This window comes from Trinickia dabaoshanensis (genome assembly GCF_002879885.1).
GTDB lineage: Bacteria > Pseudomonadota > Gammaproteobacteria > Burkholderiales > Burkholderiaceae > Trinickia > Trinickia dabaoshanensis.
Genome location: NZ_PNYA01000003.1, coordinates 182,009 through 198,947, shown reverse-complemented (window position 1 = coordinate 198,947; position 16,939 = coordinate 182,009). Strand labels below are relative to the sequence as shown.

General features: G+C 61.8%; 14 protein-coding genes, 1 tRNA gene, 1 pseudogene and 1 riboswitch. Of the genes and pseudogenes, 8 read left to right on the top strand and 8 right to left on the bottom strand.

Annotated elements, in window-relative coordinates:
• Positions 1-454: 454 nt before the first annotated feature.
• The 3 genes from C0Z18_RS04605 to C0Z18_RS04595 all read left to right on the top strand — a co-directional run bounded on the left by C0Z18_RS04605 (position 455) and on the right by C0Z18_RS04595 (position 3,332).
• Positions 455-1,351 (top strand): DMT family transporter, encoded by an 897-nt coding sequence (locus C0Z18_RS04605; RefSeq protein WP_102644333.1) that lies wholly within the window; start codon positions 455-457, stop codon positions 1,349-1,351.
• A 64-nt stretch (positions 1,352-1,415) separates the two neighbouring features.
• A complete protein-coding gene (locus tag C0Z18_RS04600) occupies positions 1,416-2,486 on the top strand; it encodes a phytoene/squalene synthase family protein (RefSeq protein WP_102644188.1) in 1,071 nt (356 codons plus the stop codon).
• A 54-nt stretch (positions 2,487-2,540) separates the two neighbouring features.
• A riboswitch (ZMP/ZTP riboswitch) is annotated at positions 2,541-2,663 on the top strand.
• 36 nt (positions 2,664-2,699) lie between these two features.
• Positions 2,700-3,332, top strand: coding sequence for a LysE family translocator (locus C0Z18_RS04595; protein WP_102644332.1), 633 nt, complete (start codon positions 2,700-2,702; stop codon positions 3,330-3,332).
• A gap of 129 nt (positions 3,333-3,461) precedes the next feature.
• On the opposite strand, the gene C0Z18_RS04590 is transcribed toward C0Z18_RS04595, so the two are convergent.
• The gene (locus tag C0Z18_RS04590) at positions 3,462-3,845 is read right to left on the bottom strand and encodes a hypothetical protein (RefSeq protein ID WP_102644331.1); all 384 of its coding nucleotides are present in this window, start codon (positions 3,843-3,845) and stop codon (positions 3,462-3,464) included.
• Positions 3,846-3,967: 122 nt separating this feature from the next.
• A complete protein-coding gene (locus C0Z18_RS04585; RefSeq protein ID WP_102644187.1) occupies positions 3,968-5,047 on the bottom strand; it encodes an oxidoreductase in 1,080 nt (359 codons plus the stop codon).
• A 270-nt stretch (positions 5,048-5,317) separates the two neighbouring features.
• Here C0Z18_RS04585 and C0Z18_RS04580 point away from each other — a divergent pair, with 270 nt between their 5' ends.
• Positions 5,318-7,408, top strand: coding sequence for a UvrD-helicase domain-containing protein (locus tag C0Z18_RS04580; protein WP_102644186.1), 2,091 nt, complete (start codon positions 5,318-5,320; stop codon positions 7,406-7,408).
• 130 nt (positions 7,409-7,538) lie between these two features.
• On the opposite strand, the gene C0Z18_RS04575 is transcribed toward C0Z18_RS04580, so the two are convergent.
• Positions 7,539-8,444, bottom strand: a complete 906-nt coding sequence (locus tag C0Z18_RS04575; protein WP_102644185.1) for a c-type cytochrome — start codon at positions 8,442-8,444, stop codon at positions 7,539-7,541.
• A gap of 301 nt (positions 8,445-8,745) precedes the next feature.
• On the opposite strand from C0Z18_RS04575, the gene C0Z18_RS04570 reads away from it, so the two are divergent.
• Positions 8,746-8,821 (top strand) — tRNA-Arg (locus C0Z18_RS04570).
• A 54-nt stretch (positions 8,822-8,875) separates the two neighbouring features.
• Here the strand turns inward: C0Z18_RS04570 and C0Z18_RS04565 are convergent.
• The 3 genes and pseudogenes from C0Z18_RS04565 to C0Z18_RS04555 form a co-directional block, all read right to left on the bottom strand.
• Positions 8,876-9,350, bottom strand: a pseudogene (locus C0Z18_RS04565) (site-specific integrase); the annotation flags it as partial.
• Positions 9,323-9,685: a hypothetical protein gene (locus C0Z18_RS04560; protein WP_102644184.1), complete on the bottom strand. Its 363-nt coding sequence runs from the start codon at positions 9,683-9,685 to the stop codon at positions 9,323-9,325. The gene C0Z18_RS04560 and the pseudogene C0Z18_RS04565, both read right to left, overlap by 28 nt.
• Before the next feature lie 126 nt (positions 9,686-9,811).
• A complete protein-coding gene (locus C0Z18_RS04555; RefSeq protein WP_102644183.1) occupies positions 9,812-11,758 on the bottom strand; it encodes an AIPR family protein in 1,947 nt (648 codons plus the stop codon).
• Positions 11,759-12,399: 641 nt separating this feature from the next.
• Here C0Z18_RS04555 and C0Z18_RS04550 point away from each other — a divergent pair.
• Positions 12,400-12,639, top strand: coding sequence for an AzlD domain-containing protein (locus tag C0Z18_RS04550; protein WP_269845292.1), 240 nt, complete (start codon positions 12,400-12,402; stop codon positions 12,637-12,639).
• Positions 12,640-12,700: 61 nt separating this feature from the next.
• Here C0Z18_RS04550 and C0Z18_RS04545 read toward each other — a convergent pair whose 3' ends face one another.
• On the bottom strand, positions 12,701-13,333 hold the full coding sequence (locus tag C0Z18_RS04545) for a hypothetical protein (RefSeq protein ID WP_146013931.1): 633 nt from the start codon (positions 13,331-13,333) through the stop codon (positions 12,701-12,703).
• Between the two features lie 539 nt (positions 13,334-13,872).
• On the opposite strand from C0Z18_RS04545, the gene C0Z18_RS04535 reads away from it, so the two are divergent.
• Together C0Z18_RS04535 and C0Z18_RS32605 are read left to right on the top strand one after the other, a co-directional pair.
• Positions 13,873-14,373 (top strand): HrpB1 family type III secretion system apparatus protein, encoded by a 501-nt coding sequence (locus tag C0Z18_RS04535; RefSeq protein WP_102644330.1) that lies wholly within the window; start codon positions 13,873-13,875, stop codon positions 14,371-14,373.
• Between the two features lie 145 nt (positions 14,374-14,518).
• The gene (locus tag C0Z18_RS32605) at positions 14,519-15,730 is read left to right on the top strand and encodes a hypothetical protein (protein WP_146013930.1); all 1,212 of its coding nucleotides are present in this window, start codon (positions 14,519-14,521) and stop codon (positions 15,728-15,730) included.
• Between the two features lie 131 nt (positions 15,731-15,861).
• On the opposite strand, the gene C0Z18_RS04515 is transcribed toward C0Z18_RS32605, so the two are convergent.
• On the bottom strand, positions 15,862-16,716 hold the full coding sequence (locus tag C0Z18_RS04515; RefSeq protein WP_102644177.1) for a methionyl-tRNA formyltransferase: 855 nt from the start codon (positions 16,714-16,716) through the stop codon (positions 15,862-15,864).
• Between the last annotated feature and the right edge of the window lie 223 nt (positions 16,717-16,939).

Genomic DNA, 16,939 nt, shown 5'->3' with positions numbered 1-16,939 from the left:
TATAAAGGCCCGCCTTCTGAGATTTGCCGGCCGTATTGGCCCCCGGCCCATTGCATGATCCACCCGCCGCGAGTAGGCTGTCGAACTGTCGGCGGCTCGCCTCTCGAGGCGCCGACACTCATCGGCCGCCGCGCTACTTGGCGAGCCGCTCACCTTTCACCGATTCGACATCGATGACGAATTGCATGCGTCCGCGCGGTTTTGTCTCCCGCACCTCCGGTTCGAACGCCGGCGGTGGACGCATCGCGTTCTCGACTGTCGTTGTGCTCGTGCACGCCGGCTCGCCTCCCCCGCCGAGGCAAGTCGTAGCCGGCATCGCCGCGCCGCCGCCCGCGCGCGGCTAAACGCCGGCTTTCCGGTTCGCCCGCGCATCCGCGCGCAGTGACCTCGCGTTCATTCGAACGCCGAGCGCGCGTGTGCGGGTCCCATGCACACTTGCACAGGTGACGTCCAAATGAATTCCATTCGAGCCGCGATGACGGCTTACGGCACGACTTCGCTTTTCGTTTTACTTTGGAGCAGCGGCGCGATCTTCGCCGAACTCGGTATCCGGCACGCGCCGGCCTTTGCCTTCTTGCTGATGCGCTTCGCACTCGCCTGCGCCGCGCTGGGCCTATTCGGGCTCTGGCGCGGGCGCTGGCTTCCCGCGCGCGGTACGCGCTGGCGCGTCGCGCTGACCGGCGCGCTGCTCACCGGTGGCTACTCGATCTGCTACCTGCTTGCACTCTCGCGAGGGCTGACGCCGGGCTTGCTTGCGACGATCCTCGGCGCGCAGCCGATCCTCACGATGCTGGCAACCGAGCGGCGCTATTCGCCGCGGCGCCTCGCGGGGCTTGCGATCGCGCTCGCCGGCTTGGCACTGGTCGTGCATCCGGGCGGCAACGCTGCCACGGCGTCGACCGGGGGCGCGCTGCTGGGACTGGCGTCGCTCGCGTGCATTACGGTCGGCGCGATTTTTCAGAAGCGCATCGCGCAGGCTCCCATCGACGTGCTGCCGTTGCAAAACGCCATCGGCCTCGTCATGTGCGCGGCGATCGCCCCTGCCATGCCGCTCGCGTTCAAGCCGGACGCAACGCTCGTCGTTTCGCTGCTGTGGCTTGGGCTCGTCATCTCCGTCGTTGCGCAATTGCTGTTTTACCGGTTGGTGCAACGCGGCGACCTCGTGAACGTGACGAGCCTGTTTTATCTCGTGCCGATCGTCACGGCGCTGATGGATTACGCGTTCCTCGGCAACCGCTTGCGAGCGGGCGAAATCGCCGGCATGGCGGCGATTCTGAGCGGTCTCGCGCTCGTCCTGAGCGCCGATCGCCAAACGCGAGGCATCGGCCGGCGCGTCGGCGTGGGCGAATGAGGGGCGGACGCACGGCGGGGGCGGCTACAATTGCGCACCGGTGCGTCCCTCACTCATTCGATTCATGTCCAATGTTGCTCGGGCCGATTTACTCGGCCCTTTGCTCAAAAGCGTTTCCCGCTCGTTCTATTTGACGTTGAACGTCTTGCCCGGGCCGATGCGCGATCCCGTCGGCCTCGCGTATCTGCTTGCGCGAGCCGCCGACACCATCGCCGACACTTCGCTGATCGAGCCCGCGCGCCGGTTATCGCTGCTGCTGGCGCTGCGCGCCGCCGTGGGTGGCGATCGGAGCGACGACACGCGACGGGCGATTCGCAGCATCGCGGGTGAAGTGGCCGGCCGGCAGGCACTGCCCGACGAGCAGCGCCTGCTCGAATCGGTCGAGCCGGCGCTGGCGGTATTGGACGAGTTCGATGTGGCCGACCGCGACGCCGTGCGCGAGATCGTGACGACGCTCACCACGGGGATGGAGTTCGATCTGCGCACGTTTCCGGCCGAGGATTCGGGAGAGATCGCCGCGCTGCGCGACATCGCGGAGCTCGATCGTTACACTTACCTCGTGGCCGGCTGCGTGGGCGAGTTTTGGACGAGGATGACCTGCGCGCATCTGCCGGGCACGTTCGGGGAGCCGGTCGAGACGGTGATCGCGCGCGGAGTGCGCTTCGGCAAGGCACTTCAACTGACGAACATCCTCCGGGATTGCTCGAAAGATCTGCGGATCGGCCGCTGCTATCTACCCGCGCCGCTGCTGGCCGAGCATGGCCTGACGCCGGCTTCGCTGATGGGGCCGGACGCCTCGCTGCGTGCGCGACCCGTGCTCGTCGAGTTGATGACGACGGCCCTTGCGCACTATCGCGCGGCGGCCGATTACGCGTTCGCGATTCCGCGCCTGTCGATTCGTCTGCGCCTGGCTTGCTTATGGCCGATCCTGATCGGACTCGAGACCTTGCGGCTGCTCGCCGCCAACGAAGCGTGGCTCGATCCGGCCAAGATTTCGAAGGTGACCCGCAACGACGTCTACCGGCTCGTTGCCGGATCGACGGCCGTCGTGTGTTTCGACAGCGTGCTGCGCGCATGGATCGAACGGATGATGCGCGAGATCGAGGCGACGCTCGGTACCACCGTTATTGCGTGATTTCGTAGTCGATGTGCGGTTGGCGGCGCATTAGCCCAAACCATGAAATAATCGAATCGTCCGCGCGACTGGCGCCGTGAGATGGAGCACACCATCGGGAAGCGCGGGACGAAGGTGCGGGCGAGCGTCTCGCTGGCGCCTTGGTCGACGGATTTGCCGCGCGCCTGGGCATGTAAGGCCTGCCGTCAATCCATCGTCGATCGAGGAGAAGCAATGCCCACGTCCAGTTCTCTACTTGCATTCGGTCTAGTCGCGCTCGGTATCGCGCTGACGCCCGGCCCCAACATGATTTATCTCGTCTCGCGCTCGCTTTGCCAAGGGCGCGCGGCGGGCATGATTTCGCTTGGGGGTGTGGCGCTCGGCTTCGTTTTCTATATGGTCAGCACCGCGTGCGGAATCACGGCGCTGCTGATGGCCGTGCCGTTTGCCTACGACGCGTTGCGCCTCGGCGGCGCGCTCTATCTGGTCTATCTCGCCTGGCAGGCGCTCAAGCCGGGCGGCCGCTCGCCGTTCGAGGTGCGCGATCTGCCCGCCGATAGTCCGCGCAAGCTCTTCGTCATGGGCTTCGTCACCAACCTGCTCAATCCGAAAATCGCCGTCCTCTATTTGTCGCTGCTGCCGCAATTTATCGATCCGCATCAAGGCAGCGTGTTGACACAGTCGCTGACGCTCGGCAGCTTGCAGATCGCGGCAAGTCTCGCCGTCAATACGGTGGTGGCGATGATGGCCGGCTCGATCGCGGCGTTTCTCGCGGGCCGTCCGAGTTGGGTGATGGTGCAGCGCTGGATCATGGGAACCGTGCTTGCCGGGCTCGCCGTTCGCATGGCGACGCAGGCGCGGCGCTGAGCCGAGCGCGAAAGACGCGGGCGCTCGCTCGCGCTTTCCAATGAAAAACGCGGCACGCCTTGGTGGCGGTGCCGCGTTTTTTATTGGGCGAGTTCGAGTTGAAGCTAAAGCTAAAGCCGCCCGTGCCCGTCAGTAGCCGATGGCCCTTGCGGCGCCATCGAGTTCTTGATTGATGACGCGCTGCTCGTCGGCCGAAATGCCGCCGCCGTGCTGGCCCGCCATGTCGCCCGTTTCTTGGCGGATGACGTCCAGGCGGTGATGCAGCGCTGCGCCCGTGGGCGGCGGATAGTACCCTTGGTCTACGCGTTGATCGATGCGGCGGCTCAGATTGTCGATTCGCTCGTCCACTTCGGCGCGCCGGGCGAGTTCGGCCTCGTGCGGATTGGGCCGGACCACCACGGGCGGCGGCGGCGGAGGCGGGGGATGCCGGCGCGGCGGCGGCGGCGTCACCACGCAAGCCGCCAGCGTGGAAACCAGCGCGCAATAAACGAGCGCGCGAATCGAGCGTTGCATCCCATTCTCCTTGTGGTTATGCATGGGTCTTCATGTGCGGGTAGGCCGTCGCGCCCACGCGATATCAAACGTTCGGCACGCTTACCTAGATGACATAACGGCCCAAAATGTTGCGTCGAGGGTCAAGCCGGCACGCGCACGAACGGTAGCCGTTTGCCCTCTCGCGCGCTTTCGTTCGCCAGTTCGATGATCGTCATGACGTCGACGGCGTCTTGCGGCGACACCGGGAACGGCGCTCCGCTCGCCGCCGCCGTCGAAACGGCGCGGTAGAACTCGACGTACGCTCCGTCGCGCGTCGGCACGGCGCGCTCGACCTCGCGTTCGCCCTCCAGAGCACGCAGCGTGCCCGCCGCGTTGCCACCGCCAAAGCCGGCCGCACCGGGGCGCAGCCCCGCTTTGAGTTGATCTTCCTGTGTGTCGAGCCCCGCTTTTACATAGCTGCCGCGCGTACCGTGGACGATGAACCGCGGCGGTTCGATCGCGACCAGCGCGCTCGCGTGGAGGATGACTTCCTTGTCGGGATAGCCGAGCAGCAGATGAACGTAGTCGGGTGCGCTCGCGTGGTCGCGGTGCTGCTTGACCGTTGCATAGACCGATTCGGGCGCGCCGAACAAAGCGAGCGCTTGATCGATCAGATGCGGGCCGAGGTCGAACAGCAGACCGCCGCCGCGCGACGCTTGTTCGCGCCAGCGCTGGCGCACTTCCGGCCGAAAGCGATCGAAATGCGATTCGAAATGGACCACGCGCCCAAGCACGCCGCTCTCGATGAGCGCGCGCACCGTCATGAAGTCGCCGTCCCAGCGCCGATTGTGGAACGGCGCGAACAGGACGCCGTGCTCGCGGGCGAGCCGAGCGAGCGTGCGGGCTTCGTCCGACGTCAAGGTAACGGGCTTGTCGACGACGACATGTTTGCCCGCCGCCAGCACTTTGGCGGCCAGCGCGAAGTGCGTGTCGTTCGGCGTGGCGATGACGATGCAATCGACCTCGCTCGAGGCGATGAGCCCATCGATATCGGCGACGATTTCGGCGTTGGGGTAATCGGCGAGCGCGCGTTCGCGCTGTCCGGTGGCGATCGCGGCGATGCGCGCGTAGGGCGTATCGGGTGTCTCGGGCGGCGCTCCGCAATGATCGATGACGGGCGCGTGAAACGTTGCGCCCGCGTATCCGTAGCCCATCAAACCGATTTTCAACGTGCAAGCCATGCGTGCTTTCCTCCGCGTGACGACAAAGGGACGCCCCGGCGAGACGGCGCCCGCGTGTTTGCGAACAAGCGCCGCCTCAGCCGTGCGACGGCGAGAGAGTCGAACATTGTGGCACGCATCGCGGCGAGGAGAAACCGATCCCATTCGGTCTGACCTGTCGATGCGCTCATCCGTGTTAACATCGCGCACTCGCCTTCACGGCTTTGCGCGCCGCATTCGCTACAGCATGGATGCGGGCCCCGCCAACCTCGTTACACCCATCCACAGACGATGTCCGCAGGATTGAATCCCGCTCAGAGCGAAGCGGTGCGCTATCTCGACGGCCCCTGCCTTGTGCTTGCCGGCGCAGGCAGCGGCAAGACGCGCGTGATCACGCAGAAGATCGCTCACCTGATCGAAAACAAAGGCTTCGAGCCGCGTCATATCGCGGCCGTGACCTTTACGAACAAGGCCGCCGCGGAAATGCGCGAGCGGGTGGGCAAGCTGCTCGAAGGCAAGACACTGACCGCTCCCGGGAAAGAGGGGCGGAAGGTGCCCGTCAATCAGTTGACGGTGTGTACGTTCCACTCGCTGGGCGTGCAGATCTTGCGGCAGGAAGCCGAGCATCTGGGACTCAAGCCCCAGTTTTCGATCATGGATTCCGACGACTGCTTCGGCATGATCCAAGAGCAGGTCGGCTCGACCGATAAAGGCTTCATCCGCAAGATCCAATCGATCATCTCGCTTTGGAAGAACGGCATGATCGACCCGCCGACGGCCGCGGCCATTGCCGCGAACGAAGACGAGCATCAGGCCGCGATCGTCTACCGGAACTACGTCGCGACGCTGAGTGCGTACCAGGCTGTCGATTTCGACGACCTGATTCGCCTGCCCACCGAGTTGTTCAGGCAGAACGAGGCCGTGCGCGACCGCTGGCAAAACAAGCTGCGCTACCTGCTGATCGACGAGTACCAGGACACGAACGCGTGCCAGTACGAACTCGTCAAACTGCTGGCGGGGCCCCGGGCCGCATTCACGGCCGTGGGAGACGACGACCAGGCGATTTACGGATGGCGCGGCGCTACGCTCGAGAACTTGGCGCAGCTTGGCAAGGACTTCCCGAAGCTGCACCTGATCAAGCTCGAGCAGAACTACCGTTCGACGGTGCGTATTTTGACGGCCGCCAATAACGTCATCGCCAACAACCCGAAGCTGTTCGAGAAGAAGCTGTGGTCCGAGCACGGCATGGGCGACACGATCACCGTCACGCCCTGCAACGACGAAGAGCACGAGGCCGAATCGGTCGTGTTCCGCCTGTCGGCGCATAAGTTCGAACGGCGCACGCAGTTTCGCGACTACGCGATTCTTTATCGCGGCAACTTCCAAGCGCGCATCTTCGAGCAGGTGCTGCGCCGCGAACGCATTCCGTATGTGATTTCGGGCGGCCAGTCGTTTTTCGACAAGGCCGAAATCAAGGATATCTGCGCTTATTTGCGCTTGATCGCCAACCCGGACGACGATCCCGCGTTCATCCGCGCGATCACTACGCCGCGGCGCGGGATCGGCAATACAACGCTGGAGGCGCTCGGCTCGTTCGCGGGCCAGGCGAAGGTGTCGCTGTTCGAGGCCGTCTATATGGGCGGGATCGAGGCGCGCTTGTCGGCGCGCCAGGTCGAACCGTTGCGCGTGTTCTGCGACTTCATGCAGCGAATCGCGGATCGGGCGACGAAAGACTCGGCAACCACGCTGATCGACGATCTGATGGAGGCGATCCATTACGAGGCGTACTTGTACGACACGTTCGACGAGCGGCAAGCGCAGTCTCGGTGGCAGAACGTGCTCGAGTTCCTCGAGTGGCTCAAGCGCAAGGGCACGAAGCCTGAGCCCGAACAGGCCGAGGACGGCGAGGCGACCGGGTTCGATAACGCGGACGGGTTGGGCGATACGGGCAAGAACCTGCTCGGCTTGATTCAGACGGTGGCCTTGATGTCGATGCTGGACGGCAAGGAGGAAGACCCCGACGCCGTGCGATTGTCGACGGTGCATGCATCCAAGGGGCTGGAATATCCGCACGTGTTCTTGGTGGGCGTGGAAGAGGGAATCATGCCGCACCGCGGCGGCGCGGACGACGAGCCGATCGACGATGCCCGTATCGAGGAAGAGCGGCGCTTGATGTACGTGGCGATTACGCGCGCGCAGCGCAGCCTGCATTTGAATTGGTGCAAGAAGCGTAAGCGGGCCCGAGAGACGGTGGTGTGCGAGCCGTCCCGATTCATTCCCGAAATGGGGCTGGACGAGGCGCCGCCGCCGACGCCTGAAGAGGCGCCGATGACGCCGAAAGACCGGCTGGCTAGTTTGAAGGCGCTGCTGCAGAAACCTTGAGGCGCTGCGACGCGTTGGGCGTCTAGTGTTGCGGTTCAGGTGTGAATAAGGCAAAAGGCCCCGATGCAATGATTGCTCGGGGCCTTTGCTTTGTGGTGCGCTGCCGTGCGGTTCGGTGCTGATCCGCGGATTACTTGGCTGCGTTGACCATGTAGTCGACGGCGGCTTTGACGTCGTCGTCGGAGGCGTTCGAGCCTCCTTTGGGCGGCATATTGCCTTTGCCGTGCAGCGCGTAGTTGTAGACCACGTCCATCGGATCTTTGAGCCGCGGCGCCCAATCGGCCTTATTGCCGAATTTCGGGGCGCCGAGCACGCCGGCGGCATGACAAGCCTGGCAGACCTGGGTGTAGAGCGCTTTGCCGGCTTGCGCCTTATCGGCTCCGGGGGACGCGGCGGCCGGTGCCGGTGCGCTCGGCAGGGCGGCGATGGCGGCGGCCGCTTGATCGTTCACGGTGCCGGTGCTGGCGGTGGGGCTTTGGGCGGCCGATGCGGCTGACGCCGGCTCGGCTGTTTGCGCGGCATTCGCGCCGGCGGCGGGGGCGGCCGGTTCGGGGAAGCTGGCACCGGAATGATCGGCCATGTAGACGACGGCGCGAGCGATCTCGTAATCGCTGTAGTCGTCGGGGCTCGTGCCGCCGCGTGGGGGCATCGCGTTCTTACCGTGCAGGGCCGATTGCAGTAGCGCCGCGTAGCCTTGCGCGATACGGGGCGCCCAGTCGGCATTGTTGCCGAACTTCGGTGCGCCGGCGGCGCCGGGCGTGTGGCAGGTGGTGCAAACGGCTTTGAAGACTTCCTCGCCGGTTTTGAAGACGTGCGGCGCGTTGGGATTGCGGACGTCTACTTGGGCGAGCGGGGCGATGCGTTGGGCGACGGTGGCATCCGCGAGGCCGTCGGTTCCGGCGCCCGAGCGCTCCGACTGATTGACGTAGTACGCGAGTAGCCAGATGACGACGATCGGAATGGCGAACGCCGCGATGACGGCGGCGATCAACTGGCCGGGCGTTTTGATCGGGGCTCCGTGTGGTGCTTCGCTCATGCTTGTCTCGTCTCCCGGGAATATTGTGTTGGTGAGCGGTAACAGCGCGACGGCAACAGCAACAGCTAAAACCTGAAACGGCTAAGTCGGCATCGACTTAATTAATTCGATCAAACACGGGTCGATTATAGACTCAACGTTTTGGCGACGGCGAGCGGGGCAGGTGGGGCGAGGGGGCCGCGTTTACCCGGGTTGGCGGATTGTGGGGACGGGGGCTCGGTGGACGCGATAGGCGAAACCAGGTATGCTCTCGGTCTCGCTCGGCGCCGCGCTTTCAAGCCGCGACGCCGCACGCGCTGAAGCGCCCGTAGCTCAATGGATAGAGTACTGCCCTCCGAAGGCAGGGGTTGCTGGTTCGATCCCAGCCGGGCGCGCCATATCTGGTAAGGCTTTTCGCGATTTCCCCTTTTCCTCGGACTGCGTCTTTGCAGCTAAATTGCAGCTAGCATCGGCGCGGGCGCAGTGGTCAGCGGCGTCACCCATTGCGCCAAATGGTCAGCCGACAGGTGCGCGTATCGCTGAACCATCTCCATCGTTTCCCAGCCGCCCAACTCCCTTCAACACCTGAAGCGGTGTGCCGCGTTGGACGTGCCAACTCGCCCAGGTATGACGCAGGTCGTGCCAGCGGAAATCGCCGATTCCGGCGCGTTTAAGCGCCTTTCGCCATGCCGCAGTCACGGTCTGATACACCGGTTTGCCGTGGTAGACGAAAACGCTGTCGATGAATTCCGGCGCTCGCTTCTTCGTGAGCTGCCGACGCAGCACCGCAATAGCAGTGTCCGACAGCGGGACAGTAATTGCCTTCTTCGCCTTCGCTTGGTCGGGATGAATCCACGCGACGCGCCTCACAATATCGACTTGCGACCATTGAAGCCCGGTCACATTCGACCGACGTAACCCAGTCTCGCGGCGTGTGCGTTCTTCTCCGTCGCGAGATCGGCGCTTGCCGTATCGAGCTTGCCGGCGTACTCGTCGACACGTGCGGCCAAGTTCTTCGCGAAACCCGCGAGTGCTTCGACGGCCTGCGTCATATCAGCGAATCGCTTGCCGTCATTGGCGCCCTTGTCTTTCACGAGGCCGAGCAGTTCGTCCACGCGCTTGAACAGGGATACCGCTCCTCCGCCCGCCGGCGCTACGGTCTCGAACTCGATCGCCGCTCCTTCGTCGATATCAGGCGTGCTCCATTGCAAAAAATTGCGGCAGGTGCGTCTGGCTCGCCCCGCGAGGAACGGCGATATCATAGTTCGTCCGGCCTCTAGAACGGGACGGACGAACTGCGAGACGTGACGCGTTAGTCGGCCTGGTTGATATTATTCAGAACGACCTTCCAACAAGCTTTGTCCCGCGATAAGCGAGCCAACAGCGCTTCACAGAATGACCACATCGAATGCTTCGAGTGTGTCGCCACTCTTTCTTACCCTAAAGCGTACCTTCTGATTCTGATTGTATTTAATGGTTTCGAAAGTGAAGAAGAATTGACGTTGTCCATATTCTATGAATCCGAATTTCTTCTCTGGGACAGTCTGGCAAATGGAGCCAACAAATGTTCCATCGAAATTTCCTTCGCTTCCGTCTAGACGATTGTTGGCCTCCTTGTTTCGATCGAGATAGATTTTCTTGGCCTGATCGAGAAGCTCTTTTGTGAGTGCTGCGTCTTGTGGTAAATCTCTGGAATTTCGTTTGCCTTCCCGGGTTTTTAAGGCGGAATTTAATAGAGAGATGGCTGTTCTGAAGTAGTCGTTAAAACTTCTTGCTGCGTTGTGCAACGCATCGCAATAACGCTTGCAGTATGCGGGATCACTTAGGCGTTTCGAATTGAACGGCCCGGTTGCGAGCATTCGGATAATTGCCGCAATATGAAACTTCCATTTCACAGGAATGCTATTGTTGCGCTTTATTTTTTCGGATATCAGATAAACCAGATAGCTGGCTGAGTAATATGGGTACGGATCATGGGTTTCGCTAAAAAGCGATGATTCATTGCCGGAGCTATAATCCGATAGAAGTTGTCCGTAATAAAAATGTATTTTGTGAGGTTCATCGAGGAACACGGATAAAAATGACTTTATTTGTGATGGAATCGAAATTATGCGATTGTGTTTGATTGTAGAGTCAAAATCATATTGGCCAGGCCGACGCTCGTAGTACAGTCGTTCGGAGATCGGAATGCTCGCATAAAATGCTTCCAACTCCTTATGAAAAGGCTGCAGCCCCGCAAATGCTTCCAGTTTGACCTCGGTTTGGCGATTTGTTGCCTTCGTGATTTTGTTTGCAATATCTACGTCTTCTGTCTCGATTAACTTTATCGTTACAAACTCGCTTCCAGAGAGTAGATCCTTGTTTCTATGGAGGACGTGACTGGTTTGGCAGCCATTAACAACCTGGAAATCTCGAACTGTAAAGTCGAAGCCGACTGGATTTATCGCCTTGCAAACGACGGTCACGCCGTTGTTTAAAAGGACGAACGTTTCGCGACCAGGGCCGTCAGACGCTAGAGTGGAAAGAATTTCTCGATTGACGGAGTTTTCACCTTGGAAATCGCGAACGTTATCGTAAAAGACATTTTTCAAAAGTTTGCCGTCATCGTCGCAGATAAGCTTGAGATACTCTTTGCACGGGAGAATGCCGATGAAGGCGCGCTTAACCCCCTGTATTTTCGGAAGGATTGTATGTTTTTCAAACGTAATTTGTTTTGTTACCTTATTGGAGAGACGGCGATAGATGGACTTTAAATCCTCTGAATTTATGAACTCGAAACTCACGGTAGAAAAGAGGCCTGTTGATTCGAGTAGTCCTTTTTCTCGAATTGCAGTTTCCGCGATGAGATCGCTCGGACGTCCAGCGCTAGTGGTTACATAGCGAAAATCAACTCTCGGATTCTCAACGAATTTTATGGCCTTCCGATAGATGGCCTCTTTGACATCATGCTCAGCGCCAAGTCCATAGGTAGCCGGCTTGGCATCTTTCGAAAAAAATTGACGTACTGCTTGCGTGAACTTGAGAACGTCGCCTTGATCGTATGAGGACGAGGTTTTCGATTGTATAAATAAAAATCTTACTTCGATATTATGTTTTGCCAACCCTTCGATCTCGGCGGCATCCTCAATTAAAATGTCATTTACAAAGATTGCAACCGAGTCGATGCCATTAGCATCGCCGACGGATAAGTTCTCGGCGTCGAAGTGCCCTTGATAATCTCTGGAAACTAGGCAGTGTGCGACGAAGTATTCGAATTGCAAACTTTCCTTTGTATCCGAATATTCAAATTTGTTTGCAAAATCATCGAGATAGCTTTTTAAAATTATGTCGTTCATTGGTCGATCCTCGTGGTGTGTTGCAGATTTTAGTTGTATGCAAGCCTTCTACCTGATCCTAGCGCAAAACGAGCATACGACAGTTTGAAGGTCGGATCAACGATAGGCGGGTCTCGATGTGCCGCTCGGCAAAATTCCAGTTGCTGTAAGGCCATCATGGGGGCGCGGCCGACCGATGTTGCATTGACGACGCTAGGCAATGATGCGGGCGCTCCCGTGCAGCGTTACGGCGTTTTTCTGTCGGACAAGCGTCGATTGTCGCCATCGAGTAAGCGGCTGCCGGGGCAAGCGGCGAAGTCAAGCCGCTGTTCGGGCGAGGTATTTTCGGACTTCGTGGCTGATAGGACTCTTCTGTCGGCCTAGTTTGCCGCACTGGCCGCGCTGCGAACCATTTCTATCCTCTGTCACGCCGAAATCGGGGAATCGGCACCACGGGCAATTCGATCGGCTCGCCAATCCAGAGCACCGGCCAGTTCCACGAGTCGTCGGTACCAATGAAATTCCAGAGCATCTGACCGTCTGCGTTCCAGCCGTTAAAGCGTGACGGTTGTATCTCGTCCTGCCTATTGGCTCGTGCTCCCATCGTGGCCGAGCTTCGTGTCGCGGCAGGTGTCTTGGAATCGGGGGCGGGAATTACCCTGATGCATCGGTCGGTGCTACGAAGCGCATGGATGACGATGCTCAACCGAGAGCTTCCCTTGTGCGTGATGGTGATTCTGGTCACGCACTCCCTGAGCGCAAGTAGCCCAGCGTCGCCGCTCGGCGCTCAGATCGTTGCACTGGCGGCCGTCGCGTTGAGTTACCTTCGTTGGCGCAATGCCTTGCTCAGCATGATCGTAGGGCTAGCTGTCCTGGCGATGCTTACGCGCTTCATTCACTAGGCCGAGCGCCTCATATTCTTGTTCGTCCGCCTCGTTGCGTCGGCGGGTGACCCAAGTCCCGTCATACCGGGCGAGTCTGCTCAACCGGACGTAGAGACCGGTTGCCCGGAATCGAACCACTACGGCATTGGTGCGTGTGTGCTCGCCTCAACCCCGCACGCCGCCCCATCGCCCCCTGTAGCGACGCGAGGATCTTGCGCAAGAACCGATGGATCTGCGCGTTCGTCTGCTCGATCTCCGGCATCAGCGCATTGAAATCGAAGCTCGGATGATCGGACGGCTCGGGCATGCGCAGCCATTCTTGCGGCGGCGCGCCAAGCCTGCCGGATGGGCCGCCGATGGTGGCGCCAGGCGCATCGAACGCGATCCCGTGCTTGTCTAGCAAGTCCTTTGCTTCCTTCAACGTCTCAACTCGAAACGCGCCGCTTCCGGGCACGTGCACGCCGTAGCCCTGCTGGGTCGAACTGGCCCACACGGCCGGGCGGCGCGAGGTCGTGGCCGGACGGCTGTCGACCATCATCGCTTGCGGTGCGCCGTTCGGTTTTTGGCTCGGGATGGATAGCCTCGGGGGGGGCGGACGCTGGGCGGAAGGGCTCGTATTGGTTGCCCCGCACTGCACGCCGCGCTTACCCAGTAAGGCTTGGGCTTCGTCGAGGTTCACGGCGAGAGACGCGCCGATGCTTGGAATATGCACGCCGCCGCGTTTGCGTCGAACTCGGATAGACCCGATAGCGCTCCTCGGCCTCTCGGCCGTAGCGGCGCCGAGGGCGCTTTGCCAATGCCAATGCCAATGCCAATGCCAGCGTCGAGCGGACGATTGCTCGTCGGCGTCAGCATCGACCGGAAATTGAACACGCGCAGCGACATGGCGGCAGCCGTATGGATGAAATCTAGCGATCGATGATTCGATTGTGCTGCGCCTCTTTTCGCCGGCCCATTCGCGCCTTCACCACTCAACATCGCTTCCCATCGGGCACCCCCGGCTTCGACACACGCGAGACGCCGGACGAATCGAGTGCGCTCATGCACCTCGATGCACCTCGACACATTCCATCTCCACTGCTTCGCACTGCGAGCGTTGCATTCGCATCGCGCCGGCGAAAGCGCATCGGATGCAAGAGACTTAGCGCCAGGGGACGCCCATAACGCAAGACCCGGCCGGCACGCATGACACGGCCATGCGTGGCGCCGCCGCACGCTTTTGATCGCATGACTCCAGCAGACGAGGACAACGTGACTTACACAAGATGCAGCGACGAGATAGCCGGCGGTCTCACCAAGATGTTATGGACGGCGTCGCAGTTCGACGATGAGGCCGACTTCGAGGATCTGCTCGAGGCGATGCGCGTGCTTCGCCCTAGATGGGACGGCGCCGGCACGGTCGCCGCATGGCGTTACGTGCGGCGCCAGTCGTGGGACGACGCGCGGCGCGTGCTCGAGGATGACGACGCCGATGCCAAGCGTTCGGGGCTGCATGCCGCGTTGATGGCGGTGTGCCTCTTCGGCCTCGAGGATCCGTTGTGGCACAGCTACGCGCGCACGGCCGTCGAACAGCGCGAGAACCCCGATGCCGCCAAGATCGGCGCGCGCTTGCTCGAGCGGGCCGCGAAGCTCGACGCTTCCATGCAACCGGCGGCGAGCCCGCAAGCTGGCGCGTCGGCGTCTACCTCGCCGCAGCCGCAAGGCTCCGATAACGGCGGCTTTTCCGCGTCGATGATGTGGGTCCGCGCGTAATGCCCGCTTCTCGCGCTTCGGTCGATTCGCGTTTCAACCGCAATGTTCGCGCCGGAGCGCTCAAGCAGTAGGAGCAAACCTAGACTGACTTCGCCAAGCAACACCGAAGGTCATCCGAAAACTCACCCGACAGGAAGGAAGCATCATGGAACTCAACGCCTCAGGCATAACGAATTACTCCACGGACCCGGCTGCGTACCTGCAGCGGCTGACCCACGGCATGGCCAACGGATCGTCGGGCAATTCGCCGCAAGATGTGCTCAAGGAAGTCATCGGGCTCATTAGCGAACTGCTCAAGCAAATGCAAAACGGCCAGGGCGGCGAAGGCGGCGGCGCAGGTGGCATGCCCGGCGCCACGGGCGGCGCAGGCGGCATGCCCGGTGGTGCCGGCGCGATGCCGGGCGGGGCCGGCGGCGTAGGAGGCGGTGCTGGTGCCGCCGGTGGCGCAGGTGGTGGCGCTGGCGGTGCCGGTGGCGCAGGCGGCGGCGCTGGCGGTGGCGGCATGTCGGTGCAAAACGCGGCGGGCGTGCTCGCTTCGTATATGGGCCAAAACGGCATCGACGCCGAAGACCCGAACGCGATGTATCAGCTGGCATCGAACGCCAACGGCAGCACGCCGCCGACGGTGCAGCAAGCCGCCAAAACGATGCTCGCCAATCCGAGCGCGTATCAGCAGATCGAGACGCACGACGTGGCCGGCACCGACGGCAAATCGGGCGTGAGCAACTTCCAATGGGCGGCGCAGGGCGGTCTAGGCGCCGCGGGCAATGCGACGGGTGGCGCAGGTGGGGCCGGTGGCGCAGGTGGTGCGATGGGTGCCGGCGGCGCAGGCGGCGCGATGGGGGCGGGCGGCGCAAGCGGCGCCGGCGGAACCGGCGGAACCGGCGGCTTCGGCGGAACCGGCGGCCTAGGCGGCGCGACGGGCGGTTTGCCCGCGAGCGGCATGACAACGCCGGTCAAGCCGGGCACCGGCGACCTCGTCAAGGACGGCAAGTCGATGCAAATGGCCGACGAAGGCAAGGCAATGTCCGACTTCAACAAACAGGACGGCGCCGACTTCCAAGCGATGGAAAGCGAACTGTCGCACGGCGACGGCAACGCCGCGACGAAGACGCTGGCCAAGGCGGTCCAATCGGGCAAGCTCAGTCAATCGGATGCGGCGGCGATCGGCTCGCAACTGCAGCAGACCGCGAACGCGCACGGCGGCGGCAAGATCGACGACGAGTCGAGGGACGCGTTGAAGAACGCACTCGGCGGCGCCGACGTCCTGACGCCGGGCAAATCGCGCCTCGAAGTCGCATTCGATCACTTGACGGGCATGAATACGGACTCGATCGCCGGAGTGAGCACGAAGTAAGGGCTAGAGAGCCAGGACGAGCGGGGCGGCCGCAAGGACCGCCCGGTTCAGTGCAAGAAGCACGGCCGCGCTGCATGACATTGCAGCGCGGCCGTTTTGTTTGGATTCGTTTGCTCTTTGCTTTTTGCTCTTCAACCCGTCATCTGCCGGCGCTGGCTAGCGTTGAGCGGACTCCAGTCGAGCAACGCAACGAGCCCGTCCGCCGCGGCAACGACAATCCAGCGGTGATATTCGTGCACGACCTGCCCGGGTTCATACCGATGCGGCTCCTTCCACGCCATCGCGCGCCGCACATGGACCTTCATTTGATGCAGCGGCGCGATGCATTCGCTGTTCCCGCATGCGCGCACGACCCTCATCACTTCGGCCACGGGCGTTGAAAAATCGAGCGTGCGCTGAGCGTCGTCGAGCCGCGGCCAGTAGCTGCCGCCGTTCTGGGTGCGCCGCCCGTTCCAGCGTTGTTCGAAGTCGCCCGCCACGCGCGCGGCGAGCCGCTTAGCGGCCATTTGCAGCTTCAATTGCAGCGTCTCGTGCCATTCGTCCGCGTCGAGCGGAAAGTGCTCGGCATCGATGATCTCGCCCGTATCGAACTGCGCATCGATTCGATGACAACTCACCCCCCAATCGCGCCGGCCCTCGAGGATCGCTTGCATCGCCGGATAGGGGCCGCGTCCGTCGGGCAGCGGCGACGGATGAAAATTCGCGGCATAGCGCAGGTGCGGTTGCCAATCCGGAATCTTCCAGCGATATCCGGCTACGATCAACGCGTCGCACCCGCGATCGGCGAGCCGGCGCAGATCGTCCTCGCAGATTCGCGAGAGCTGGACGGGAATGCCCAGTTGCTCCGCTCGCGCGACGATCTCGTTGTTGAAATCGAGCCGGTTGTCGACCGGAATCGAATACAACGCCATGGGCTCCCACCCGGCGCCGACGAACGCCTCGAACACCACACGCCAGCGGTCGAAGCCGGCGAACGCGAAACGCATGATCGTTTCTCCTTTTCAAAAGATGCCAACGACGGCCGATCGCCATCTCGGCATTCAGCTTAGGGACGTGCGAACGAGCGGCGCCTATCGAGGCCGAAGTTCGGTCGAGCGTTGCGAATCGTCCATGGTAGCCAAGCGGGCTTCGCGTTTCACGGCGCCGCTTCGTAGGAGGGGGCATGGCGCGCGATGCTTTTCTTTAGATTCGTGTATGAGCCGCCGAGAT

What these genes read in the sequence shown, in the direction of transcription:
- C0Z18_RS04605 (WP_102644333.1), top strand. Translation starts at nt 455, where the DNA reads ATGAATTCCATTCGAGCCGCGATGACGGCTTACGGCACGACTTCGCTT.
- C0Z18_RS04600 (WP_102644188.1), top strand. Translation starts at nt 1,416, where the DNA reads ATGTCCAATGTTGCTCGGGCCGATTTACTCGGCCCTTTGCTCAAAAGC.
- C0Z18_RS04595 (WP_102644332.1), top strand. Translation starts at nt 2,700, where the DNA reads ATGCCCACGTCCAGTTCTCTACTTGCATTCGGTCTAGTCGCGCTCGGT.
- C0Z18_RS04590 (WP_102644331.1), bottom strand. Translation starts at nt 3,845, where the DNA reads ATGCAACGCTCGATTCGCGCGCTCGTTTATTGCGCGCTGGTTTCCACG.
- C0Z18_RS04585 (WP_102644187.1), bottom strand. Translation starts at nt 5,047, where the DNA reads ATGGCTTGCACGTTGAAAATCGGTTTGATGGGCTACGGATACGCGGGC.
- C0Z18_RS04580 (WP_102644186.1), top strand. Translation starts at nt 5,318, where the DNA reads ATGTCCGCAGGATTGAATCCCGCTCAGAGCGAAGCGGTGCGCTATCTC.
- C0Z18_RS04575 (WP_102644185.1), bottom strand. Translation starts at nt 8,444, where the DNA reads ATGAGCGAAGCACCACACGGAGCCCCGATCAAAACGCCCGGCCAGTTG.
- C0Z18_RS04560 (WP_102644184.1), bottom strand. Translation starts at nt 9,685, where the DNA reads ATGATATCGCCGTTCCTCGCGGGGCGAGCCAGACGCACCTGCCGCAAT.
- C0Z18_RS04555 (WP_102644183.1), bottom strand. Translation starts at nt 11,758, where the DNA reads ATGAACGACATAATTTTAAAAAGCTATCTCGATGATTTTGCAAACAAA.
- C0Z18_RS04550 (WP_269845292.1), top strand. Translation starts at nt 12,400, where the DNA reads ATGCATCGGTCGGTGCTACGAAGCGCATGGATGACGATGCTCAACCGA.
- C0Z18_RS32605 (WP_146013930.1), top strand. Translation starts at nt 14,519, where the DNA reads ATGGAACTCAACGCCTCAGGCATAACGAATTACTCCACGGACCCGGCT.
- C0Z18_RS04515 (WP_102644177.1), bottom strand. Translation starts at nt 16,716, where the DNA reads ATGCGTTTCGCGTTCGCCGGCTTCGACCGCTGGCGTGTGGTGTTCGAG.